Source organism: Treponema primitia ZAS-2, assembly GCF_000214375.1.
GTDB lineage: Bacteria > Spirochaetota > Spirochaetia > Treponematales > Breznakiellaceae > Termitinema > Termitinema primitia.
On sequence record NC_015578.1, the window covers coordinates 3,015,495 to 3,038,591 of the forward strand.

The following is a 23,097-nucleotide window of genomic DNA, read 5'->3' on the forward strand; positions in this document are numbered from 1 at the left end:
GAGGAATAGCATGAAACTATTTGGCAATAAACAACGGGCCTTAAGCCCGATAACTTGCGCAGCAGGCATAGTTCTTTTGGCAGGACTACTCGCCCTTACAGGATGCGCCAATCCCCTGAACTCCCCGGCCGACAACACCGTCGGGCAGGGCCTGGGCCTGGTTACCATCACCATCGGCGAAACCGGGGCGAGGAACCTATATCCGAATCCGACTGGGTTTACCAATTATGAATTAAGTTTTGCACCCATTTCAGGACCAGCATTCTATGGCGCAATCCCGGCTTCGGTAGCAAAATCGGACAGTAGTTTTCCACCGATTTCGCTTATTCCCGGCACATGGACAATTACCGCCAAGGCTTATAACGGATCGACCCAGGTCGCCGAAACCGCTGTGGAGGTGACCGTTGTGGCGGGCGAACTTGTAACGAAGAATATCATCCTTAAGCCCATCACAGGGGCGGGGGCGGGGACCTTCGATTATGAAGTCACCAACGCGGATGACGTAGATTTTGATGATGGCAGCGAATTAACGCTTAGCGATCTGAGTGGGAACCCAATATATACATATAATCTATCATCAGTTCAGTCAGGCACCGACTCGGTTCCTGCGGGTATTTACGACCTGAGCATAGTGATAAAAAAGGATGGGGGAATTACGGGCACTACTGAAGTGGTATTCATCTACCCCGGCCTAACCACTGTAGCGCATTTTATCTTTGGCAATGGTGAAATATACTCCGGAACCACCAGTAATCCGGCATTTGTAGCCACCAGTCTTTCAAAGACTGAAGTAGTACAGCCAAGCATTACTTTCGAATTGAAAAATGATACCGAGTTAACTGGTGCCACCTGGAAAGTATACGATGCGGAAGACGACGGTGATGATATAACGGATACTGTAGTCCCAACAATTGAGTCCTCAAACAAACTTACCTTGACCGCTGTTTCGAATAATATTACGGCGGGTGACTATTGGGTTACAGCACAAGCACCCGGCAAGTTTGAAAGTGCTACGCGGGTAAAACTCACGGTGGAGCCCAACCCGCTCCAAAACGAAACTTTCACCGTTGTTGATGGCATCGGCGACCCTGGATTGAACAACATTTATCTGGAAGGAGGTTTTGTTAAGATCGGCGATGATGATGGCGGATTTATTGACCATAATCCCGATACTGATCCCGCCTATAAACCCTTGGCGGTATTCCTAGGCCTGACCGGGGTAGAGCCCGACGATCAGATAGTTTTTGACGAGTACGGTAAAATTTTAAAGCTCACCAAAGTTGACATAACTTACGACATAACGTTCGCTGTTGATGACAAATATCTACCTGCCATTGCAGACGTGTTAACACTTACCGGCAATGCAAGTAAATCTTTCGAAGTCACCGGAGACGCTTTGACTGGCAAGACGGTTATACTTGACAGTACTTCAAGCCCCACGTATAATTTTTATGGAGTTTCGGTATTACCGTACGATACTAACGACGTAACGATATCCGCAGAGGACGATGATACCGACGGAAAGGTGGTCACCCTACTTGATGGGGGATCTGCTGATGCCACGGTGTCGGTCTTAGATGAAGCTGTAGACAAGCTTGTTCTCGGCACTAATGCTCCAAGCGCTATCTCCAACGAGAAATCCGGCTTGGTAATTGACGTAGGCACTAATGCCGGCATAACAATCACCGCCACGCAACCCACCACGGTGGTGACCGACAAGCTTGCCACTGGTACGGTTACCGTGGATGGTTATAGTACTGCTGCGATTACTATTGATGGCGTGTCGATAACCCCGGTTGGTTACACAGACGCAATTGTTACCAAAACGGATTATTACACGTTAGAGCTTGACGCAGGCGATACCACCGCTACGGTGGCTATCGAATACGACAGTGCCATAACTGAACTTACCCTTGTTGATACCAATCTCGAGGCTATCTCCAACGCCAACACGGCCACGGTAATCAATGTGGGTTCAATAAGCGGCGTAGAAATCACCGCCGCGGTTGATACCACGGTGGTAACCACCGAGCTTAGCGACAGCAATACAGTGGTCCTTATAGGAGACAAAACCTTTACGCTGTTGGTACTAGACGATGGTGGTTATGAGGACGATCCCACTCCCGGAACAGTGACTGGGAGTACTAACGGCTATGTGTATACTTATCTTAACGATAATGGTAATGAAAACACTGAATTTGCTCCTATCGACGATGATAGTTTTAGCCTGACCAGTGATTCCGGGACCGTTACGGTGACAGTCTCCGATATCACTCCCTAACCTGTGCCGCCCGGCGCACCATAGCCGGGCAATGAAAGCTTAGACTTAGCCGCATCCGCCAATCGACGGATGCGGCTTTTTTTGAAAAAGGAAAAAGGTGACTGTCACCTTTTTGGGGAAACGGAAAAAACGGAGTCCGAAAAGGTCCGAAAAGGTGACTGTCACCTTTTGCCAATGGTAAGTAACCGTCAAAACAACCGCTTCTACGAATAAGCAGTATCGGCGCCGTTCCTCAAGCAACCGCCCTTTTTTTATTTTAAAAATGGAATAAGATGGGTGGTCCTCCAATCTTTTCCCATTCTCCTTCGAGTCCGGAACTTGCTTCGTGTTGTGGTTCAAGTGTAACCGTCAATAGGTCTACCAAATTTCAAATATTTTTCCAATTCATTAAAGCAAATTTTCTCCTTATCCCCCTAACCCCTCTATAAGGAGAATTTTTATGAACAACAAAGAATCCGACACCTTCACTGAAATCCCCGCTGACAAAAAGCGGGTGCAGCTCAAAGCGGAAGACGATCTCCTGGATATCTCCCAGGACCCGATCTTCAAAGCCGTGCTTACCCAGGACACACCCGCCTCCCGAAACGCCCTCCGCTTCCTCGTTTCCGCCGCCATCGGGCAGCCGGTCACTATCATTTCCGTTTCTACCAACGAACCCCCGGTCAGGGGAATCCGGGACCGGCAGCTCCGGTACGACATTTCCGTCAAATTTAACGACGGCAGCCTGGGGGACATCGAAATGACCGTGTACCCTGATGTCTATGAACATTTCAGGCAGGAATACTACCTCGCCCGGCTTTTTACTACCCAGGATATCAAAGGTACCGAGCTCGGCTATAGTAATTTGAAGCCCACCTGGCAGATATCCCTTCTGGGGGAAAACATCCATGCGGACAATGCCCTGGTTCACCAGTTCCGGTACTATGACAAGGAAAATAACTTGCCATTCCGGGGGCTGACCTCTATAATTGATTGGAAGGTGGGGTGGAACCCCGCCAGTACAATAAATTTCCTATCCAACGAAGAACCCGGGAGCTTGCTCCAGGGTTCTTCATGTGGAACTGCCAAAGGCGGAACAGTTCCTGGAAAAGCCGGTCTCAGAGATGGCGCCTATAGAGCGCTGGGCAGTATTTTTCCGGTATAGCCAGGAAAGCGAGCGGCGGGGTTTGATCAATGAAATACTGGACCAGGAGGAAGGGATACAAATGGCGACGGAAGAACTCTTATTGATAAGCGAGGACGAAAACAGGCGGTTTCAGCTTGAACATGAGCTTAAGAATTTCCTGGATATAAAGTGCGGGATGGTAGACGCCAGATGGGAAGGGTATAAACAGGCTAAAGAAGAAGATGCAGGAATAATCCAGGAGAAGGATGCGGCGATCCAGGAGCGGGATACTGCGCTTCAGGAGAAGGATCGGGAAATAGCGGAACTCAGGGCAAAGCTCGGCAGGCCGTAACTTATTCGTGAGTCTGGTTTAATACCCCGTGGCTTGCCGCGGCTATGCCCCCCCCGTTTCAAAGATATAGCTCGCAAGGTACAATTAATATATATTAAATTGCAGGTTAAATTTCCGGAATTTGAGGAAAATGGGTAATAATTTACCGATGTTGACTCATAGAATTTTTTTTGATAGAATTTTGATACATATATGAAAACTATCGATAATTTAGAGATTAAATTAATAGACAAACTCCTTGGAGAGATAAAACAGGAGACAAAAATTTCCATAGTTGCGTCATGCTTCTCCATATATGCGTTTGAAGTTCTTAAAAAGCAGTTCGATACTATTGCTGAACTGCGTTTTATTTTTTCTTCTCCCGCGTTTACTGCATCACCTCCGGATTCAGATACCCAACAGCTCATGAGAGAAAAAGACCTGGCAGGAACTGAATTTGAATTTGGCCTTAGAAATAAACTGACCCAGGCGGCTATCGCGAAGGAATGTTCAGAGTGGATAAAAAACAAAGTGAAATTTTATTCAAATACAACCAGAGAAAATATGCCTGGATTTATGGTTTTTGAAAATGGCGAATCTTCCTCCTCCTATACACCAATTCAAAATTTTACAACAGTAGATTTGGGATATCAAAAAGGTAATGACGCTTATACCCTGATAACGCATGCTGAGGCGCCCCAAAGTATACGCTTTTTACAGCAGTTTGATAAATTATGGAAAGATTCAAAAAAAACGAAAGATGTGACTGATCAGGTATTAGCTGCTCTTAAAACTTTATACTGTCAAAATTCGCCTCAGTTTGTTTATTATATTACGCTGTATAATATTTTTAAAGATTACCTGGAAGAATTATCCACTACCGAATTGCCCAATGAAAAAACAGGTTTTAAAAACAGTGCCATTTGGAGTAAATTGTATGATTTTCAGCGTGAAGCTGCGATTTCAATAATACAAAAACTCGAGCGCTATAATGGCTGTATTTTGGCAGACAGTGTAGGCCTTGGCAAAACCTTTACAGCACTGGGAGTCATAAAATATTATGAAAGTCTCAATAAATCCGTTTTGGTTCTATGTCCAAAAAAACTGCATAATAACTGGAAAACCTTCAATACTAATAATGTTAATAACCCGGTATTCAGGGATCATTTGCGATATGATATTCTTTTTCATACTGACCTTTTACGCGAAAGAGGAGAATCGGCTACAGGAATTGATTTAAGTTCCTATAATTGGGCCAACAACGATCTTATCGTTATTGATGAATCGCATAATTTCAGGAATGGCGGAACATTAAATTTAAAAGATCCTAAAGAGAACCGTTATGATCGGCTGTTAAACAAGGTTATTAAAGGAGGAGTAAAGACAAAGGTTTTAATGCTTTCGGCGACACCGGTTAATAATAAATTTCAGGACTTGAACAATCAATTAAAGCTTGCTTTTGAAGGCCAAACTGAAGATATCAACACAAAATTGGAGTTTACGCATAATCAAGGGATTGATTATATTTTTAAACAGGCGCAAAGCGTTTTTGATAACTGGAGCAAGCGTCCCCCTGAAGAAAAAACAACCGAAAGTCTGCTCCGGGCGCTCGATTTTAATTTTTTCAATTTATTGGACAGCGTTACTATCGCTCGATCACGAAAACATATTGAAAATTACTACAATTCAAAGGCCATAGGATTATTTCCCACTCGCAATCGGCCAATTGCTCACCACCCTGCCCTTACAAACGAAAAAAATATGATCAGCTACTATGAAATATATGATTTCCTGGAAAAATTAACGCTCAGTGTTTATATGCCATCAAATTTCCTTTCTTTAGATAAAATAACTAAATATCAGGAAGGAGCAGAGTATAAAAATAGATTGACTCTGGTTGGGCGTGAACTAGGCATACTCCAATTAATGAACATTAATTTGCTAAAACGTCTGGAGAGTTCCGTACAATCATTCTTTATTTCATTAACTCATCTCAAAGAATTGATCAACAACATGCTTAAAAAAATAGATGCTTTTGAAAAAACAAAATCGGGAGCTGACGTTTTCCTGGAAGACTTGCCTTTTCAAACTAATGAACTTGATGAGGATGATGAGAACTCTGATTATTTTACCGTCGGTAAAAAGATTAAATTTTCACTTGAGGATATTGATTTAAAAAAATGGAAAAATGCCCTGGGCGAAGATTTAATAATTTTACAAGCCTTATTAAATAAGATTTCTGTTATTACACCGAAACAAGATAATAAATTACAAACTTTATTGCAGGTAATAGACGATAAATTTACAAACCCGATAAATAATGATAATAAAAAAATATTAATATTCTCTGCTTTTGCAGACACGGCGGAGTATCTTTTTCATCATATAGGAAATTATATTGAAGAAAAATATCATTTGCACGCAGCAATGGTTTCTGGTTCAAAAACACTGACAACAATACCAAAAATCAATGCAGATTTTAACAGCGTGCTCTCTTATTTTTCCCCACGTGCTAAAACCAAAGATATTGAGGATCCAAAATTAAGAGAAGAAGCTTTACAGAAATTTTTAAAATATCCAATTGATGTCCTTATCGGAACGGACTGTATCTCCGAAGGGCAGAACCTTCAGGATTGCGATTATTGCATTAATTATGATATACATTGGAATCCCGTAAGAATTATTCAACGGTTTGGACGTATAGACCGTATTGGCAGTAATAATAATTGTATACAGCTAGTAAGCTTCTGGCCTGATTTGGATTTAGATGAATATATTAATTTGAAAGAACGCGTAGAAAGCAAAATGAAAGCTGTTATTATTGCCAGTACTGGTACTTTAGAAGATAATCCTATTGAAGAAGAAAAAGGCGATCTTGAATACCGAAAGGCGCAGCTTGAACGTCTGCAAAAAGAAGTAATTGATATTGAGGACATGCAAACCGGTATTTCTATTATGGACTTAGGGCTCAATGAATTTCGTCTTGAAATTCAGGAGTATTTTTCACATCATCGTGATATTGAGAAATTTCCCAATGGTCTTTTTGCTGTATTGGAACCTGATGAAGAACTAAAGCAAGGCGCTATTTTTATTTTAAAATACAAAGGCAAAAATATAGACAAACAAAACCGCCTTCATCCTTATTTTATTATATATATATCTGAAAATGGCGAGATTATTCATGATTATTTATCATCGCCAAAAACATTAAATTTATTAAAAAAAATCTGCCAAAGCTCCTTCTCTTCACAGTCAACACCATGTACCGACTTTAGTCCAATTTCAAATGATATTTTCGATATGTCACAATATTATTTACTGCTGGAAAAAGCAATATCATCTGTTATTGATACCAAGGCTGCTAAAAGCGATGTTAAAAGTTTGTTCAATAAAGGCAAAACAACCTTTTTAGATACAAAAAATATCAATATAAAAGACTTTGAAATAATAAGTTACTTTATTATCAAAGGGAGAAGTTATGATTAATTATTTTAATTTAAACAAAGAATGTATTGTAAACGAGGAATCACCAAAAGATGAAATTATTACAAATATTAAGGATAATAATTATAAATTCGATAAATTAAAAATAGACAGATTTAATGCCCTTGTTAAAACGATAAAGACCCTTGCCGTGTTAAATAGCGAAAATACCAACATTGAAGCCTTAAGTACATCTGAATTTGATTATTCTGAGATTATAATACTTGAAATTGAATTAAATTATTATTCAGAAGTCAACGATTTTTTTCTGTTTGCCAATTTACTGGGCCGACATATGCCCAAACTGCTTGTTCTTTTGATTAAGTATGAAAATCGATATAAGATTATTGTTAATAAAGTACGCGAGAATAAAAAGAATAATCTTTTAACGGTAGTAGACGACATACTCATTACGTATTGGATTTATCCGGACTCGCCTTCCGAAATATCAAAAGATATTATTTCTAAATTAAATATTAATAAATATCAAGCTGCTAATCTTTTTGAATTATATAAATCCCTTAATAATAATCTAAGACAATTCAAATGCAGGCACATGACTCTTTATTCAAACGATTTTTCTTATGTATTATCAAATATATTCAAATTAAACACAGAAGATTGTGAATATTTAATTGAGTGTATTAAAACAAAATGTTTGCATGAGGTTTCAAGGCCTCCTTTGTCAAAAAAATATAGGGATATATATAGTTCTCAAAATAACAGAAATACCATTGCGCGTATTTTCTATGACTATGAAGACGTTTGGTATATTCTTAATTATCATCCAGAGCTCAAAAACATTATGCGTCGTATGGAAATAAATAATATGAGGGATCTTCTGGATTTTTCATATGAAAGAAGAAGAGAGAATCAACAACAGAAAACCCCATGGTGGTCATATAGCAATGATTCTGTAAATAACATAGAGGAAAAAGAGATAAGAGAGGTAAGCAAAAATACAATTAATCATATAATTAATTTAGATAAATCTTTAATAGAAGAGGCAATAGCTTTCGAAACAGGTATAGGCATAGGGCAAAATACTAATAAAGCGATTGAAAAATATCTTGATGCATTCGAATTAGGAATTAGAATTATTGACCATATTATAAATACAGATACAATGGTTAAATTAGCTCAAAATATTTCAGTGAAATATAAGAATAAAAAAATCGAATCATTTGAATTATTGATTAAAGCATCTGAAAATGGGAATGCTAAAGCCATGTTATACCTTGGCCGGTATTATCTTGAAAGCGAGACAAAAGATTATGCTAAGGCAATTGAATACTTTATGAAGGCAATTGCGCTGGGAGACGATAATGCCATAATTGAGCTGGCAAAATTATGCAAAGAAAATATTGATATTATTGAATACATTAACGATATAAAAATACTAATGAAAACAGCTGGTAAATTTGAAGATGGTATAAAATTAAATAAGGATTATGAAATTGCCTTTAAACTGTTCGAAAAGGCTGCAAATCTTGATGATGGAGAAGCGCAATACTCAGTGGGACGTTTTTATGAAAAAGGAATGTTTGTTTCAAAAGATATACAAGAAGCATTAAATTGGTATACAAAGGCATCAGAAAAACAAATCCCTTACGCCTTAGAAAAGATCGCATATTTTTTACAACATGGAGTGGCGGGCGAAAAGGATATTCAAAAAGCTAACCATTATTACAAGAAAGCGGCGCAAGGTTTTCAAAAAATGGCCGATCGGAATGATTCCAAGGCACAATATTTATTGGGTCAATTATATAAATACGGGATTGGCGTCAAAAAAGATATTCCTCTATTTTTGGAATGGAATGAAAAATCAACAGCAACTGGCTATAAGAAAGCTCAATATGAATATGGATATTCCTATGAACTGAAGGGAAATATTCCAATGGCTTTTGGTTGGTATAAAAAGTCAGCGGAACAGAATTATTCGAAAGCCCAATACAAATTAGGTCTTTATTATGAAGATCAGGATGAAATGGATGAAGCATTTAAATGGTACTTAAAAGCCGCAGAAAATGGTCATATTGAATCCATGGAATCTTTAGCATTTTGTTATGAGAAGGGAGAAGGAATTGACAAAGATTTAGAAAAGGCTAAAGAGTGGTATTCGAAAGCAAAAAATATGAAAAAATATTGATGCAATAATACTGTTTAAGAAAGAAATTGATACAATATTTATTCAGGATTATATCGCAGATACTCCCAGGTGGTATCCGGGACCATATCCCGCACCAGATCCCAGTCGCCCTTTACTATCCCTTCCCGTACCGCAGAAGCGCTCACCACCCGGCCGCCCCGGCTAATCCGGTCCAATTCGACAAGCTCTATCCCCGCCTGGGGCAGCCGTTCACGCAAAGCCTGGTTGTACAGCTCAGTGCTGAGGCTCAGTGGTTCTGTTCCCACATAGCGGCGGCGCACACCCAGGGCCGGGGCGATAAGGGCGGCGAACACTGCTGCGTCCAGGGCGCCCTGGGCGGAAGCAAGATCAGCATTCCGGGTAAAGTACGCAGGAAAAGTGAGGGAGGAGATCACATACTCACCGCCCGGAATGACCCGGACGTTTTTCAGGTCCCCTGTACCTGCTTCCATGAGATGCAGCCGGTCCTTGAAGGGGAACAGGGATCGGTCCTCTTCCACCGCCAGGACCCAGACCCAGGGGTTCTCCCGGCTTGCCTGTTCGATAAGCCAGCGGTGCCCCAGGGTAAAGGGATTGCAATTCATTACCAGGCAGGAGGCGCCCTGTTTACCCGCGGACGGGAACTCCGCACAGCCCTGCTCGCCCGCCGCCGGAAGCTCCGCGCCCTGTTTACCTGCAACCGTACACTCTTGTTTACCCGCCGTAAACGGGACTTCCGCCGCCAGTGCGCGGAAGTGTGCCATACGTTCTGCCGAACCGGGGCGGCCAAATTCCAAAAAAACTGCGTAGGGTGATGCATCGGCCACTTTTTGTAAGCCCAGGCCGGAAAGCAGGGGGGCCATGGAAGGTTTGGTGATGACCCGAAGGTAGTGTATGCCCCGTGCGGCAGCCAGCTTGATGAGGGCAGTTACTAAAACTGCGGAAAGGCCCTCTCTCTGGCGGCTCTTGTCAATGGCAAGGCACTGGATCATATTGCCCTTGAGAAAGCCGCAGCCCAGGAGCGCGCCATTTTCATACAGCCCCAGGTTATCGTCGGTGTCCTCCGGCAGGGTCAGATCGAAGGAGGCAAGCAGTTTTTCCAGCACAGGGTCAGTGCCGGGATTTCTGATTTTCTGTAAATCCGTCATGCCTCTTTCACTTGGTATATTTCGTCGATCAGGGAGCCGTCGCGGTACAGGACTTTGCCCACCACCCGGCTTCCCCGCTCGCACTTTTCAGGGACCCCGTTCAGGTCCTCGGCGATTTTGCGCAGTTCCCCCATTTCTTTCAGGGGTATGCCCACCCGGGCAAGTTCCTTCCGGAGATCATCCCGCAGGGGATTCACCGCCGCGCCGTACTGGGTAACCAGGACATCAATGGTCTTGCCCGGGGTAGTGGTGGTAAGCACCTTATCTACCACAATTGAAAGCCGGGCCCTGCTTAAGGGGGCGATGACCATGGCCAGTTTTGCCCCTGCCGCAACATCGCTGTGGCCACCGGAACCGCCTATGATATAGCCATTAGAATCGGTGTGAACATTAACGTTAAAATTCACGTCGATTTCCGTGGCTCCCAAAACAACCACATCAAGGTTTTGGGACGCAGAACTTTTTGCCCCCGGGCTTGCATAATGGCTTGCGCTGATCTCCACGTGCCGGGGATTGTTCCGCAGGGATTCTACGGCCTTCAAATCGAAGCATTGCACATCCATGATGGTCTGAAAACACCCCGCTTCCAGCATATCCACCAGGTACCCCGTGGTTCCCCCCAGGGCAAAACTTCCCTTGATACCCTCTCGTGTCATAATATCCTGTACGCTTTGCCCTACCGCCAGGGAAGCGCCACCCGCGCCGGTCTGGAAAGAGAAGCCGTCCTTCAAAAGCCCGGATGCGCGAATAACCCTGGCGCTCAAGTCCGCGATGCGGAGGGCCAGAGGGTCCCGGGTCATGCGGGTAGTCCCGGACACGATGCCCTCGGGGTCGCCGATGGCATCCACCTTTACTACATAATCAACGTAAGTTTCACTAATCGAATAATCGCCCAGAGGATACTCCACCAGGTTGTCGGTGATCGCCACCACTTTTTTTGCGTGCATGGCATCCGCAAAGGCGTAGCCCAGGGACCCGCAAGCGGACTTCCCCACTCTGCCGGTACAGTTTCCCTGATTGTCCGCAGTGGGGGCGGCGATAAAGGCCACGTCGATGGGAGTCACCCCGGTCTCAATAGCGCCGGGCCTGCCGCCGTGGGTGCGGAAGATCACCGGCTTCGCCAGGATACCTTCGCTGACCGCCTTTCCTATGACGGGGCTCATGTAATTGGTTTCCAGTTCCGTAACCACCCCGTTTTTTATATGTGCGAGCAAAGGCTCCTGGCTGTCAAAGAGGGAACTTGCGTTTACTGTAAGATCACGAATTCCCATTTTGGCAATCAGGGCCAGGGTCATGTTCAGCACAAAGTCCCCGTTCCGCAAATGATGGTGGAAGGATATCCGCATGCCGTCTTTCAAGCCGGCGGCGCGTATGGCCTCTTCCAGGGATGCTACAAGTTTACTCATGATCATTTCCCTTTCCCAATTCCCTGGCAGTTTCAAGAATAATCCGAGCCCGCTCAACAATGGGTGCGTCGATCATCTTTCCATCCAGGGAGATAGCGCCCTTACCCTGTTCTTTAGCAGAAGCAATGGCGTCGAACACCCGGTGTGCGTAGGTAATTTCCCTGTCAGTGGGGCTGAAAGCCTCGTTGACCAGGTCCACGTGTCGGGGGGAAATCACCGCCTTGCCGGTAAAGCCCAGGGATCGTGCTAAAAGGGCGTCCTGCCTGAGGCCTTCCATATCGTTAACATCAGTAAAAGGGGTATCAAAAACATCGACCCCCGCAGCCCGTGCAGCGCAGACGATACGTCCCCGGGCATAGGCAATTTCAGCGCCCTCCCTGGTCCTGGGCGCCCGGAGGTCCGCTGTCAGGTCTTCGGCCCCCAAAAGCAGGGCCGACACCCGTTTATTGGCAGAGGCGATGGCGAAGGAATTTTCCAGTCCCAGGGCAGTTTCTATCAAAGGCAACAGTTTTACTATTTTTGTAATCCCCGCTTTAGCTTCCACTTCCTCTATTTTTTTTGTCAAAGTAAAAATATCTTCTGCGCAGCCCACTTTGGCGGGCAGGATCATATCCGGCCCCAGGGGAACCACAGCCTCCAGATCCTTTTCCCAATATTTTGTATCCAGAGCATTGATACGGATAATGATCTCACATTTATCAAACTTGAGGGCGCCCAGGGCATGGGAAACCAGAATACGTGCAGCGTCTTTATCATCAGGAGAAACCGCGTCTTCCAGATCAAAGATAATCCCATCCGCCCCCAGGACACTACCATTTATCAAAAGGTTAGGATTATTGCCAGGCAGAAAAAGTACGCTCCGTCTCACTCAGTTTTCCTCCCCGGCCCGCAGCAAGGCTGTTTCAAGCCGGGCCTGGATCACGCAGTCCATGGCTCCCTGGTCATGGGCGCGGATATGCACATCCTCTATGCCGAGGCCCCGGACCACCCCGAGCATGGTCTTTTTGATACTTTCCCCAAACTGCCGTATCACCGGAGAACTCAAATCAATTTCAACACCCTTTCCCGGGAGGACCTCTATATATATGTCGCTGGATTCTAGGGTCCCAGAGACTGCATTTTTTATAACTTGCATAGCTTATCTCCCTGATATTACTATAGAAGATTAACACTTTTTTACCAAATCGGCGGCGGGGGTGGGAGAGGCCCTGGGGACTAACCTGTAGAGTCTGCCTACGGAGCCCGGTAGGTCTCCTCCGGCAGGGAATTCCAGAGACGCCCCCAGGGCCTCTCCCACCCCCGCCGCCGCCTGTTTTCAAGTTTTGATGCTAGTCTGTTAATATGGCGAAATGCCAGTTTTAACAAAATAATACTGCTTACTTTTAACCAGGCAGCTATCGCCGCTACCGCCACATCTTTCAAAACCACGTTACTATTCTGCCAAACATATAGCAAATAACCAGTCTTAACAAAACAATATCGCTCACCTTCAATCAAGCGCCAAGAACCGCTTCCCAGCGCTACCGCCACATCTTTCAAACCGCGATACTATTCTGCCAAACATATAGCAAATAACCAATCTTACCAAAACAATATCGCTCACCTTCAATCAAGCGCCAAACATCTTTCCCCACCGCCACAAAGCTTCCCAAAGTGCCCTATTGCCCAAGGCCCCTCAGCAAACCAAGGCGGCGGAGGGGGGGGAAGCCCTCGGGGGGGCGTCTCTGGAATTCCCTGCCGTAGCAGACCCGCGAAGCGGGGCTGACGGAGGCAGACTCTACAGGTTAGCCCCCCCGAGGGCTTCCCCCCCCTCCGCCAGCATTCGTTTAGATGCTCACGCCTCGGGCATTACCTCCGCCGGTATAGGACAGTGATACTCCTCACCCCCCAGACGGCGCTTAAATTCCGCCTTCGCATCCTCGATCATCTTGGGATTCTCCAAAAGGTCCAGGGCGGTCAGGGCAATAATCTTTCCCGCCTGATCGAGCCCCTTGTGAACCATGCTGGACTGCCCGGTGGACACAACCTGCCAGGAATGGGACACCGTGCCGTGGGGATAACAGGCGGTGGTGAACTGTGCCGTGGGGGCGTGCCAGCTTGCATCACCCACATCGGAAGATGCGGGTATGGCCTTATCGGTGAAGGCATAGGGGGCTATGTCGTCAATCAGGGGCTTGGCGGCTATTTTGGCCAGGTCTTCAGGACTCCTGTCAAAGAAGGTCCGGGCGGCTTTGGCCGGAATGCCCTTTTTGGAAGATTCATCCAGGCTGTCCACCAGGGTTTTGGCAAAGGCGATCTCCTCTTTAGTATAATTGTTCGGTCCCAGCCATTGCATGTTCGAGTACAATGCTTTGCTCAAGACTTCGTTGACAAGGACATTGGCGCAGGCGCTGTCCCAGCGTATGTTCATGGTGGTGCCCGTCATCAGGGCTGCGCCTTTGGCTATGTCTACTACCCGCTCGTAGATTTCCTGCACCTGGGATTGCCGGGGCGCACGGATAAAGTAGAGCAGTTCTGCAGAGGCTTGCACCACATTGGGAGCGCCGCCGCCGACATCGGTGTAGGCATAGTGGATACGGGCTTCCTGGATGACATGTTCGCGGAGGTAATTCACCCCCACGTTCATCAGTTCTGCTGCGTCCAGGGCGCTCCTGCCCTGATCGGGACTCATGGCTGCATGGGCGCTCCGTCCCTTAAAGCTGAAAAATATTTGATAATTAGCCAGGGTACTTACCCCCATGAGGGCGTTTTCCATCATGGGATGCCATGTCAGGACCGAATCGAGGCCGTTAAAAGCGCCGGCCCGGGCCAGATAGGCCTTGCCTGAACCGCTTTCCTCGGCGGGACAGCCGTAGTATTTGATGGTACCGGCCAGCCCCTTCTCCTTCATATAATCCTTGATCCCCACCGCAGCCGCAGCCGCGCCGGCACCCAGGGCGGCATGACCACAGCCATGGCCCGGGGTGCCGGGCTTAAGGGACTTTTTTTCAGCAATCCCCGCAACCTGGTCCATACCGGCCAGGGCATCGTATTCGCCCAGGATGCCGATAACCGGGTTTCCCTTGCCATAAGTGGCGATAAACGCATGGGCCATCCCGGCGACTCCCCGCTCTATGGCGAAGCCTTCCTTCTCAAAAACCTCGCAGAGGGCGTCGGCAGACTGTTTGAGGCTGAAACGGATCTCCGCAAATTCCCAGATGCGATCGTTCAATTTGGCGAAAATTTCCTTTTTCCCGTCTATTAACTCAACAAGCCTTTTTTTATCACCCATATTATTTTCCTTCCCCGGGCAAGAGTACCTGGATCTGCCCCTTATTGTATAGCAGCTTGGTACCAAAATAGGCAATAGGCAGCAGGGCCAGCATGAGGAAGCCCTGGTAGAACGCAAGCAGCATGGGCTGTTTTATAACATACACAACAATAATATTAACCGCAGCAACAACAATGACCGGGAGTATCATCCCTTTTAAGCGACCCTTAGTCCTGATGCCGCCCCCAATATTACTGCCGATGGAGCCAATGGCAAGGGAGCCGAACAGAGCAGGCACGATATACCCCGAGGCAAGCTTTACCACCGGAAGGGTCAGCACCGGCCGCAGGGGCAGGATCAGGAGGACACCCAGGAAGATAACTATAATGGTAACAAAACTGGAAACGCTCACCGCAATGGAAGTAACGATGTCCGCTTCCTCAGTGCCGCTTTCCACATCCAGAAGCTGGAGGGCCGTATTGGCCACCGGCAGCTTGAGGTTCATGATGTTCCCGGTGATCTGGGCCAGGTAAATGGAACTGCCGAATATGGGGGTATAGGCGATAACCTCGGAAATAGCCCCGGGAACGAAGAGCGCCAAAAGCCCGACAGAAGCGGTAAGAATTTTAACCAGGCCGGGCATGGCGTTAAAATATATCCCCGCGATAACGGGCATACCGATCATAATGGCAATAGCGATAACCGCACCGAAACGGCCCAGGCGGTGCATGGAATCAATATGGGCTTTGCTTTCGGCATCAATGCCAAGAGTTTTTTTATCACTCATTCTATTCTCCTTATTTCAAAAGTCCGAACCAGAGGACTGAAGACGCCATGGCCAAAAGGAGGCTGATGGCAAGGGTGAATCCCCGCAGCCAGCCGGCTTTACACTTGTCAGCAACAACATTCAAAATGACGGTTATCAAGCCGCTGCTTACCAGGGTCAACAGTTTTACAATACCTGTCTTGCTGTAATCAAGGAACATGGGCACCACAAATACTACCAGGATCACCAGGAAGAAAACGCTGCTTCCCAGGGCGCCCCAGCGCTTGTCCCCGACTTTAAGCTTCATGGTCCCCGCCTGTATCGATTTTGATGCAAAGGGGGAAAAGAAGAGCCCACCTATGATACCGATGGACATGACAAACATCACCAGTACAAAATCCTCCGCGGTGGCGAGGCTTAATTTGGTCATATCAAGCCCCGCAGCTTTGACCGCTGAATCGGCGGCCATGGTTTCATAGGTCACCGACCCTACCACCGAAAGCCGCCACCAGGGCCAGGGTACGCCTAGGATGGGAACCAGGGCAAAGAACCCGATCACAATGGCCAGGGAAGGGATAATCGTGGCTGAAACAGCGGATTTAACCACAGTCATCAGTTTTTCCCTGGGGTAGCCCTTTGCTATGGCCCGCTTCCAGGATTTCCGCATGGATACTACCGCAAGGCACGCCACGAAAAGGATGCCAATGCCCACCATCAGGTAGATAAGCCAATGGCCTGCAACATCATAAAAACTCATAAAACCCTCCTGAAAAAATATTGTTATTAAAGAATTTGCTTAAAACGCTAGGCGCTTTTGCCGCACTCTTCAATAAAATTGCTGAAAATTTTTCTGCTTGGCCTGTCGGCGCCGCAGCGTTTCAGTGCAAGCATCTCCGGGTGCCACTGAAAAAAGAGTTCGAAGCGGCCTTCGTCGCTTCCCTCCAGGGCTTCAACCAGGCCGTCGGTCGACCGGGCGGCAACCTGCAAGCCCCTGCCGATTTCCTTCACCGTCTGGTGATGGTAGGAATTGACCTTCAGGGTTTCCTCCCCGGTTATGCCATACAGCATGCTGCCTTTTTCCAAAATCACCTCGTGGGCGCGGGAACTCAGTTCCGCCGCGGGATCAACTCCGTGGGCGATGGTAGCGCAGCTGTATTTCAAGTCCTGATACAGGGACCCGCCTTTCAATATATTAAAAAGCTGAAGCCCCCGGCAAACCCCAAGTATCGGAATGTTGGTATCCTTCAAAACTTTTTCCCCCAACTCCATTTCCAGGGCATCCATTTCCGGAGACAGGGCCCAAATTTCCCCCTCCGGGTCCGGCGCCTCGTGGTAATAGGCAGGGTCAATATCCGTGCCCCCGGGAAACAGTATGCCGTCCAAAAAGGGGATAAACTCCAGGGCAAGGTGGGGATCCTGATAAATGGGAATGATGATCGGCAGGCCACCGGCATCGGTGATGGCCTCAATATAGGCATTGGACAGAATCTGCCAAGTATCGTTCTTCAGCCCCTGGTGGGCAAAGACCCCCAGGTCGCTCTTGGTAGAATAGCGCGAAACAATGCCGATTCGCGGTTTCATAAAAGCTTCTCCTGTTGATTGGATGATACCCTGACTACTAGGGACAGGGTTTGTCGTATAACTCTTATTACTATTTTAGTCAGTGATTCTCCTATTTGTCAACTTTTTTCGTTAAAACCTTATACTATTTTTTTTTGTTATATATCATTAGGTAATTGATATATAACATATAAATCAATTAATTTCAAACGAAAGGTAAAAGAAGCTTTTTCGAAGGCAAAGAGGAATCCGGAAATCTATTTGAAATGACAAAATTTGAAGTAATGTAAAAAAGACGCCTAGCCCTCTGCAACCATCCGCAGCTTTTCGGGTCTAAAATTTTAACTTGACATTTTCTGTCAAACTGTTATTATATTAATAATGACAAAAAAGCTTTTTTTGTCATGGAAAGGGCTCATTATGGCATTCGAAATAATCGCGACAGGAAAGGCTGTACCCCCGAACAGGGTTAGCAATGATGATTTGGCAAAGCGGATCGACACCAATGACGAGTGGATACGATCCCATTCCGGGATTGGGGCAAGGCATATTGCGGAGGAAACCACCGCCTGCAGCGATTTGGCCCTGGAGGCAGCGCGGCAGGCCCTGGCTATGGGGGCAGAAAAAGCCGGGGAAACCCCGGAAGCGTTCGTCCAAAGCCTGGACCTGATAGTTCTGGGTACCGTAACCCCGGATTATTACGGGCTCCCTGCTACGGCTTGCGTTGTTCAGGATAAGATCGGCGCCCGGAACGCCGCAGCCCTGGACCTTAACGCCGGATGTTCCGGCTTTATCTACGGCCTGGAGCTTGCTACGGGCTTCCTGGGGCTGAATCCTTCCCGGAAACGGGCCTTGGTGATCGGTTCCGACGTGCTGACCAGGGTGACAAACTGGAACGACCGAAGCACCTGCGTCCTCTTTGGAGACGGCGCCGGGGCGGTTCTGCTGGAACAGACCAGCGCCCCTTCCAAGGGGCCGGGAAAACGGGGTCTGCTGCGGAGTACCCTGGGGGCGGATGGCTCCGGAATGGAAAGCATCATTGTCCGCAGAGGGGGGTCCCGCAGCCCCTTTAAGACCGGTGAAACCGTGGAATCCCACCCGGCCATTGAGATGGACGGAAGGGCGGTCTATAATTTCGCCGTAAAGGCAGTAACCGCTACCATCGAAAAACTCCTCGCCGAGGAGGGTATCTCCGTAGACCAGGTAGACCGCATAGTACCTCACCAGGCAAATGCCCGGATAGTCCAGGCAGCAGCGAAACGGCTGGGCATACCGGAGGAAAAGTTTTTCCTTAACATAGAAGAATATGCCAATACCTCGGCTGCATCGATCCCCATCGCCCTGGACGAACTGAACCGGGGCGGGAAGATCAAGAAAGGGGATTTGATAATGACCATAGGTTTTGGCTCAGGATTAACCTTTGGAGGAAATTTGATAGTATGGTAAACAAGGATACTAAAACAGCATTTCTGTTTCCCGGCCAGGGCGCCCAATACCCGGGTATGGCCCTGGATTTTCTCGCCGTTTCCAAAGAAGCAAAGGCGCTTTTTGCCCAGGCCTCAGACGCCATGGGCCGGGACATGGAAGCCCTGCTCAGGGATTCGGACGCGGATACCCTGAAACGCTCCGACATAGCCCAGCCCACGGTAACCTTAGCCAACCTGTGCGCCGCCGCGTTTCTGGGCGAAAAGGGAATTGCTCCAAAGGCCGCCGCAGGGCACAGCCTGGGGGAATACGCCGCCCTGGTCAGCGCTAAAGTGATCAGTGCCGCAGACTGCCTGAAACTGGTAAGCGCCCGGGGTAGGGCCATGCAGGAGACGGTGGAGCATATCGCCGAAAAAAGCGGGGGCGGCGAAGATTCCGCCCCGGGCATGGCGGCGATCCTCGGCCTGGCGCCGGAACAGGTGGAGGCCCTGGTAAGGGACTGGACCGCTGCAGGCCTTGAGGGGCTCTATGCAGCGAACATCAATTCGCCCCGGCAAGTGGTGGTGGCCGGAACCGCGGCGGCTCTGGCTGTTGCCCAGGAAAAGTTCAAGGAAGCCGGGGCCAAACGGGTGCTGCGCCTCCAGGTAGCGGGCCCCTTCCACTCCCCCCTCATGGCTGAGGCGGCGGATAAATTCGGCCCTGCTCTGGAATCGGTACAGTTTCTTGACCCCGCCATCCCCCTGTTCTCCAATGTTTCGGGCAAGGCGGTTTCCTCAGGCGCGGAAGCCCGGGACCTGGCCTTAAAGCAGATCACATCCCCGGTGCGGTGGATCGCCGAAGAGAGCGCCATCGCCGGCCTGGGGCTTGATCTGCTCCTGGAAACCGGGCCCGGAAAGGCTCTCCAGGGCTTATGGAAGGATTCGGGGAGTTCCCTACCCTGCTGCGCGGCCGGCAGGGTTGAAGATATTGAACAGCTATTTACTAATTAGATATATTCATATCAGGAGTTAATATGAGGCTTGAAGGAAAGAAAGCCCTGGTCACCGGGGCATCCCGGGGCATAGGCCGGGCCATCACGGATCGTTTCCTCGCAGAAGGGGCGGAAGTCTGGGGCCTGGGAACTCGGGAACCCGGGGATTTGCAGGACCGTATCGCCGCATCCGGGGGAAAGCTCCACTGGATCAGCGCGGATCTGGGAAAAGTCCAAGAAGTTGAAGCCATTGTGGAGGGGGAACTGAAAAAAGCCGGGGGATTCGACATACTGGTGAACAACGCGGGAATCACCAAGGACAACCTTTCCTTCCGCATGAGCCTTGAGGACTTCCAGAAAGTCCTGGACGTGAACCTCACCGCCACTTTCATTATCGCCCGTACCGTAGGACGGGATATGATACGCCGCAGAAGCGGCTCTATAATCAACATGGCCAGCGTGGTGGGCATACACGGAAACGGCGGCCAGGCAAACTACGCCGCCAGCAAAGCCGGGGTCATCGGGGTTACCAAGAGCCTGGCCCGGGAAACTGCCAGCCGGGGGGTGCGGGTCAATGCCATAGCCCCGGGATTCATTGCTTCGGACATGACCGATGCAGTAAGCGAGGAAGCGAAGGGAAAAATGATCGATCAGATACCCCTGAAGCGCATTGGCCAGCCTGATGATGTGGCGGAGGCGGTACTGTTCCTGGCCTCGGATGCTTCAGCCTACATAACCGGACAGGTTATCGCCGTTGACGGCGGCATGTTTATATAGTGGAGGACTTCTAATGAAACGCAAGGTAGTTGTAACCGGCATGGGCGTAATTTCCCCCATCGGAAATTCGGTCGAAGAATTCAAGCAATCCCTCATAGCGGGAAAAAGCGGGATAGGCAAAATTACCCAATTTGACACCACAGGCTTTGATGTAACCATCGCCGGGGAGGTCAAGGATTTTGAACCCTCCCTGTGGATAGAGAAAAAGGAAGGGCGCAAAATGGCCCGGTTCACCCAGTTTGCGGTAGCCGCAGCAGCCCAGGCCCTGAAACAGGCGGATCTTCTGGAGAACGCCGAAGATGGCCGCCAGCGCATCAAGGGTGATCCCCACAAAGCCGGGATAGTCCTGGGCAACGGCATCGGGGGCTTTGAGATTATCACCGAAGCCTTCCACAAACTCTTTGATAACGGCCCCAAGCGCATGCCGCCCCTGACAGTACCCATGATGATCGGCAACGAAGCTGCGGGGAACCTTTCCATGGTCTACGGCCTCAAGGGCCCCGCCTATACCCAGGTTACCGCCTGTGCTTCCGGCGCCGACGCCCTGGGCCAGGCCCTGGACCTGGTCCGCTCAGGCCGCTGCGATGTGGTCATCACCGGTGGTACCGAAGCCTGTATAACCGCCTTTGCCATCGGCGGTTTCCAGATGCTCAAGGCCCTGTCCTCCAAACGCTGCGACACCCCGGAAAAAGCGTCCCGCCCCTTTGATGTGGACAGGGACGGCTTCGTCCTGGGCGAAGGTGCGGGCATCCTGGTCCTGGAAAGCGAAGAACACGCCAAAGCCCGGGGCGCCAGTATCATTGTGGAGTTTGCCGGTTACGGCGCCAGCGCCGATGCTTATCACATCACCTCACCGGATCCCTCAGGCGAAGGGGGAGGCACTGCCATGAAGTTTGCCCTGGAAGACGCGGGGGTCAAGCCTGAGGAAGTGCAGTATTACAACGCCCACGGAACCTCCACGGAAATCAATGACCGCACAGAAACTAAGATGATCAAATACGCCTTCGGGGATCATGCAAAAAAACTAAAAGTGTCCAGCACTAAAAGCATGACCGGCCACTGTGTCGCCGGGGGCGGCGGCTTTGAAGCCATTGCCTGCATACTCGCCATCCGGGACGGCTTCTTTCCCCCCACCATCAACCTGGAAAACCCCGACCCTGACTGCGATTTGGACTATGTACCCAACAAGGTCCAGTACGGCACGGTAAACGTCGCCGCCTCAGGCAACCTGGGATTCGGCGGGCACAACGGGGTGGTGGTGTTCAAGAAATACGGGTGATAAAACGAGGAGTACGAAATGAGTGAAATAGAAGAGCTGCTGCCCCACCGGACACCATTTTTGTTTGTGGATGCAATAGATACGGCGGACAAGGACAGAATCGTTGCGCGGCATATCTTTACGGAAAAGGAATTCTTCTTTGCCGGGCATTTTCCCGAATACCCGGTGGTTCCCGGGGTGATCCTGATAGAGACCATGGCCCAGTCAGGCGGGGCCGGCCTCCGCAAGCTGGGCATATTGCCGGGCAACGCCCTGTTCTTTCTGGCCACCGTGGACAAGGTAAAGTTCCGCCGCCAGGTGCGGCCCGGGGAGGAGCTCCGTTCGGAAATCACAAACCTCCGGGTTTCGCCCAAGATGGTCAAGCAGTCCGGGAAAGCCTATGTGGGGGACGAATTAGCCGCAGAAGCGGAGTGGATGTGCCTGGTTAGCAGCGGCTAAAATAGCTAAAATAGCTAAAATAGCAGTTGACAATCTAGGGAAAATGTAGTATGTTTATAGTGCCACCGGAGGAGGCGGCATTGTAGCCTCCTTCGCCGATCCCAGTTTCGTTTAGGCGAGGCTGGGAGATTTTTTTATGTACCGATTAAAGCCCGCAATTCTTCATATGCCCATGTATATAACTCACCTGTGGTCTCGAAATAACAGATAAAAAACCCTGGATCAAGGCGGTTTTTTAGTTCCCCAGCTATTTTTGCTTTAACACTTCCGGTTGAAAGGTGGGAAAAAAGGCGTATAAATACCGAATGGCCTTGCACATCGGGGCAGCGCCGTGTGAGAGCGGCTCCCTGTTTGTAGCCTTTCTTAAATTCAAAGCCTAAGGTCTGCCGTGTACCAGATACGGCTTTTAGCTCAACGATCTGGCCGTCGATGATGGTATCGGCAGAGAGTACACCCAGGGCATCGGCATCCTCCTGTTCGGGAAGGAAGTAAACGGCGCTTCCCCGGCTGGTCAATATGCGTACTTGATCGATTTCCCAGGCTAATTTTGCACTTTCCCGTGAAGAAGCTGCTATGCGGGATTTGGCTACCCAGATATGCGGCTCTTTCTGTACCCACTCCTCACCCGAGAAGAGGGTAGAAGCAAGGGCAAGGGACTTTTCGGCGTTGATCCTGCGCCGTTCCGGGGAAATATACTCCATAAAAGTATCATAAGCGGAAAAAAGAGGAAGGAAAAGGGTAGGCCCACCA

At 48.5% G+C, this 23,097-nt stretch carries 20 protein-coding genes; 10 read left to right on the plus strand and 10 right to left on the minus strand.

What is annotated here, in order from left to right:
- Positions 1-10: 10 nt before the first annotated feature.
- The 5 genes from TREPR_RS13015 (at position 11) to TREPR_RS13040 (ending at position 9,349) form a co-directional block, all read left to right on the plus strand.
- Positions 11-2,281: a hypothetical protein gene (locus tag TREPR_RS13015; protein ID WP_015708787.1), complete on the plus strand. Its 2,271-nt coding sequence runs from the start codon at positions 11-13 to the stop codon at positions 2,279-2,281.
- A 439-nt stretch (positions 2,282-2,720) separates the two neighbouring features.
- A complete protein-coding gene (locus TREPR_RS13025) occupies positions 2,721-3,425 on the plus strand; it encodes a PD-(D/E)XK nuclease family transposase (protein ID WP_015708788.1) in 705 nt (234 codons plus the stop codon).
- Positions 3,385-3,738, plus strand: coding sequence for a hypothetical protein (locus TREPR_RS18995; RefSeq protein ID WP_015708789.1), 354 nt, complete (start codon positions 3,385-3,387; stop codon positions 3,736-3,738). Before TREPR_RS13025 ends, TREPR_RS18995 begins: the two co-directional genes overlap by 41 nt.
- A gap of 192 nt (positions 3,739-3,930) precedes the next feature.
- Positions 3,931-7,203 carry a helicase-related protein gene (locus TREPR_RS13035; RefSeq protein ID WP_015708790.1) on the plus strand — a complete coding sequence of 1,091 codons (3,273 nt, stop codon included), beginning with the start codon at positions 3,931-3,933 and terminating at the stop codon, positions 7,201-7,203.
- On the plus strand, positions 7,196-9,349 hold the full coding sequence (locus TREPR_RS13040; protein ID WP_015708791.1) for a DUF4391 domain-containing protein: 2,154 nt from the start codon (positions 7,196-7,198) through the stop codon (positions 9,347-9,349). The genes TREPR_RS13035 and TREPR_RS13040 overlap by 8 nt, the downstream gene beginning before the upstream one ends.
- Before the next feature lie 38 nt (positions 9,350-9,387).
- On the opposite strand, the gene TREPR_RS13045 is transcribed toward TREPR_RS13040, so the two are convergent.
- From TREPR_RS13045 to TREPR_RS13080, 9 genes are all read right to left on the minus strand, one after another.
- Positions 9,388-10,476 (minus strand): nucleotidyl transferase family protein, encoded by a 1,089-nt coding sequence (locus tag TREPR_RS13045; protein WP_015708792.1) that lies wholly within the window; start codon positions 10,474-10,476, stop codon positions 9,388-9,390.
- Complete coding sequence (gene citF / locus TREPR_RS13050; protein ID WP_015708793.1) at positions 10,473-11,882, minus strand: citrate lyase subunit alpha; 1,410 nt, start codon at positions 11,880-11,882, stop codon at positions 10,473-10,475. Before citF ends, TREPR_RS13045 begins: the two co-directional genes overlap by 4 nt.
- Positions 11,875-12,750: an HpcH/HpaI aldolase/citrate lyase family protein gene (locus TREPR_RS13055; RefSeq protein ID WP_015708794.1), complete on the minus strand. Its 876-nt coding sequence runs from the start codon at positions 12,748-12,750 to the stop codon at positions 11,875-11,877. Before TREPR_RS13055 ends, citF begins: the two co-directional genes overlap by 8 nt.
- Positions 12,751-13,017 (minus strand): citrate lyase acyl carrier protein, encoded by a 267-nt coding sequence (gene citD / locus TREPR_RS13060; RefSeq protein ID WP_015708795.1) that lies wholly within the window; start codon positions 13,015-13,017, stop codon positions 12,751-12,753.
- Positions 13,018-13,115: 98 nt separating this feature from the next.
- Complete coding sequence (locus TREPR_RS18495) at positions 13,116-13,421, minus strand: hypothetical protein (protein ID WP_148257311.1); 306 nt, start codon at positions 13,419-13,421, stop codon at positions 13,116-13,118.
- A 295-nt stretch (positions 13,422-13,716) separates the two neighbouring features.
- Positions 13,717-15,153 (minus strand): amidohydrolase, encoded by a 1,437-nt coding sequence (locus TREPR_RS13065; protein ID WP_015708797.1) that lies wholly within the window; start codon positions 15,151-15,153, stop codon positions 13,717-13,719.
- A 1-nt stretch (position 15,154) separates the two neighbouring features.
- Complete coding sequence (locus tag TREPR_RS13070) at positions 15,155-15,919, minus strand: hypothetical protein (protein ID WP_015708798.1); 765 nt, start codon at positions 15,917-15,919, stop codon at positions 15,155-15,157.
- A gap of 10 nt (positions 15,920-15,929) precedes the next feature.
- Positions 15,930-16,655 (minus strand): DUF5058 family protein, encoded by a 726-nt coding sequence (locus TREPR_RS13075; protein WP_015708799.1) that lies wholly within the window; start codon positions 16,653-16,655, stop codon positions 15,930-15,932.
- A 47-nt stretch (positions 16,656-16,702) separates the two neighbouring features.
- Positions 16,703-17,479: a gamma-glutamyl-gamma-aminobutyrate hydrolase family protein gene (locus tag TREPR_RS13080; RefSeq protein WP_015708800.1), complete on the minus strand. Its 777-nt coding sequence runs from the start codon at positions 17,477-17,479 to the stop codon at positions 16,703-16,705.
- 399 nt (positions 17,480-17,878) lie between these two features.
- On the opposite strand from TREPR_RS13080, the gene TREPR_RS13085 reads away from it, so the two are divergent.
- Genes TREPR_RS13085 through fabZ form a run of 5 tightly spaced genes read left to right on the plus strand, consistent with a single transcriptional unit; the run spans position 17,879 to position 22,347 of the window.
- Positions 17,879-18,904 (plus strand): beta-ketoacyl-ACP synthase III, encoded by a 1,026-nt coding sequence (locus TREPR_RS13085; protein WP_041611201.1) that lies wholly within the window; start codon positions 17,879-17,881, stop codon positions 18,902-18,904.
- Complete coding sequence (locus TREPR_RS13090) at positions 18,898-19,872, plus strand: ACP S-malonyltransferase (RefSeq protein ID WP_015708802.1); 975 nt, start codon at positions 18,898-18,900, stop codon at positions 19,870-19,872. Before TREPR_RS13085 ends, TREPR_RS13090 begins: the two co-directional genes overlap by 7 nt.
- 23 nt (positions 19,873-19,895) lie before the next feature.
- The gene (gene fabG / locus TREPR_RS13095) at positions 19,896-20,630 is read left to right on the plus strand and encodes a 3-oxoacyl-[acyl-carrier-protein] reductase (protein WP_015708803.1); all 735 of its coding nucleotides are present in this window, start codon (positions 19,896-19,898) and stop codon (positions 20,628-20,630) included.
- A 13-nt stretch (positions 20,631-20,643) separates the two neighbouring features.
- The gene (gene fabF / locus TREPR_RS13100) at positions 20,644-21,909 is read left to right on the plus strand and encodes a beta-ketoacyl-ACP synthase II (RefSeq protein ID WP_015708804.1); all 1,266 of its coding nucleotides are present in this window, start codon (positions 20,644-20,646) and stop codon (positions 21,907-21,909) included.
- Positions 21,910-21,927: 18 nt separating this feature from the next.
- Entirely contained in the window at positions 21,928-22,347 is a 420-nt protein-coding gene (gene fabZ, locus TREPR_RS13105; protein WP_015708805.1) for a 3-hydroxyacyl-ACP dehydratase FabZ, read from the plus strand.
- A 134-nt stretch (positions 22,348-22,481) separates the two neighbouring features.
- Here fabZ and TREPR_RS13110 read toward each other — a convergent pair whose 3' ends face one another.
- A complete protein-coding gene (locus tag TREPR_RS13110; protein WP_041611202.1) occupies positions 22,482-23,048 on the minus strand; it encodes a hypothetical protein in 567 nt (188 codons plus the stop codon).
- Positions 23,049-23,097 lie beyond the last annotated feature (49 nt).

Bases quoted from the DNA above. Each gene is read 5' to 3' on its own strand.
- TREPR_RS13015 (WP_015708787.1), top strand. From the start codon at position 11: ATGAAACTATTTGGCAATAAACAACGGGCCTTAAGCCCGATAACTTGC.
- TREPR_RS13025 (WP_015708788.1), top strand. From the start codon at position 2,721: ATGAACAACAAAGAATCCGACACCTTCACTGAAATCCCCGCTGACAAA.
- TREPR_RS18995 (WP_015708789.1), top strand. From the start codon at position 3,385: ATGGCGCCTATAGAGCGCTGGGCAGTATTTTTCCGGTATAGCCAGGAA.
- TREPR_RS13035 (WP_015708790.1), top strand. From the start codon at position 3,931: ATGAAAACTATCGATAATTTAGAGATTAAATTAATAGACAAACTCCTT.
- TREPR_RS13040 (WP_015708791.1), top strand. From the start codon at position 7,196: ATGATTAATTATTTTAATTTAAACAAAGAATGTATTGTAAACGAGGAA.
- TREPR_RS13045 (WP_015708792.1), bottom strand. From the start codon at position 10,476: ATGACGGATTTACAGAAAATCAGAAATCCCGGCACTGACCCTGTGCTG.
- citF (WP_015708793.1), bottom strand. From the start codon at position 11,882: ATGAGTAAACTTGTAGCATCCCTGGAAGAGGCCATACGCGCCGCCGGC.
- citD (WP_015708795.1), bottom strand. From the start codon at position 13,017: ATGCAAGTTATAAAAAATGCAGTCTCTGGGACCCTAGAATCCAGCGAC.
- TREPR_RS13065 (WP_015708797.1), bottom strand. From the start codon at position 15,153: ATGGGTGATAAAAAAAGGCTTGTTGAGTTAATAGACGGGAAAAAGGAA.
- TREPR_RS13070 (WP_015708798.1), bottom strand. From the start codon at position 15,919: ATGAGTGATAAAAAAACTCTTGGCATTGATGCCGAAAGCAAAGCCCAT.
- TREPR_RS13075 (WP_015708799.1), bottom strand. From the start codon at position 16,655: ATGAGTTTTTATGATGTTGCAGGCCATTGGCTTATCTACCTGATGGTG.
- TREPR_RS13080 (WP_015708800.1), bottom strand. From the start codon at position 17,479: ATGAAACCGCGAATCGGCATTGTTTCGCGCTATTCTACCAAGAGCGAC.
- TREPR_RS13085 (WP_041611201.1), top strand. From the start codon at position 17,879: ATGGCATTCGAAATAATCGCGACAGGAAAGGCTGTACCCCCGAACAGG.
- TREPR_RS13090 (WP_015708802.1), top strand. From the start codon at position 18,898: ATGGTAAACAAGGATACTAAAACAGCATTTCTGTTTCCCGGCCAGGGC.
- fabG (WP_015708803.1), top strand. From the start codon at position 19,896: ATGAGGCTTGAAGGAAAGAAAGCCCTGGTCACCGGGGCATCCCGGGGC.
- fabF (WP_015708804.1), top strand. From the start codon at position 20,644: ATGAAACGCAAGGTAGTTGTAACCGGCATGGGCGTAATTTCCCCCATC.
- fabZ (WP_015708805.1), top strand. From the start codon at position 21,928: ATGAGTGAAATAGAAGAGCTGCTGCCCCACCGGACACCATTTTTGTTT.
- TREPR_RS13110 (WP_041611202.1), bottom strand. From the start codon at position 23,048: ATGGAGTATATTTCCCCGGAACGGCGCAGGATCAACGCCGAAAAGTCC.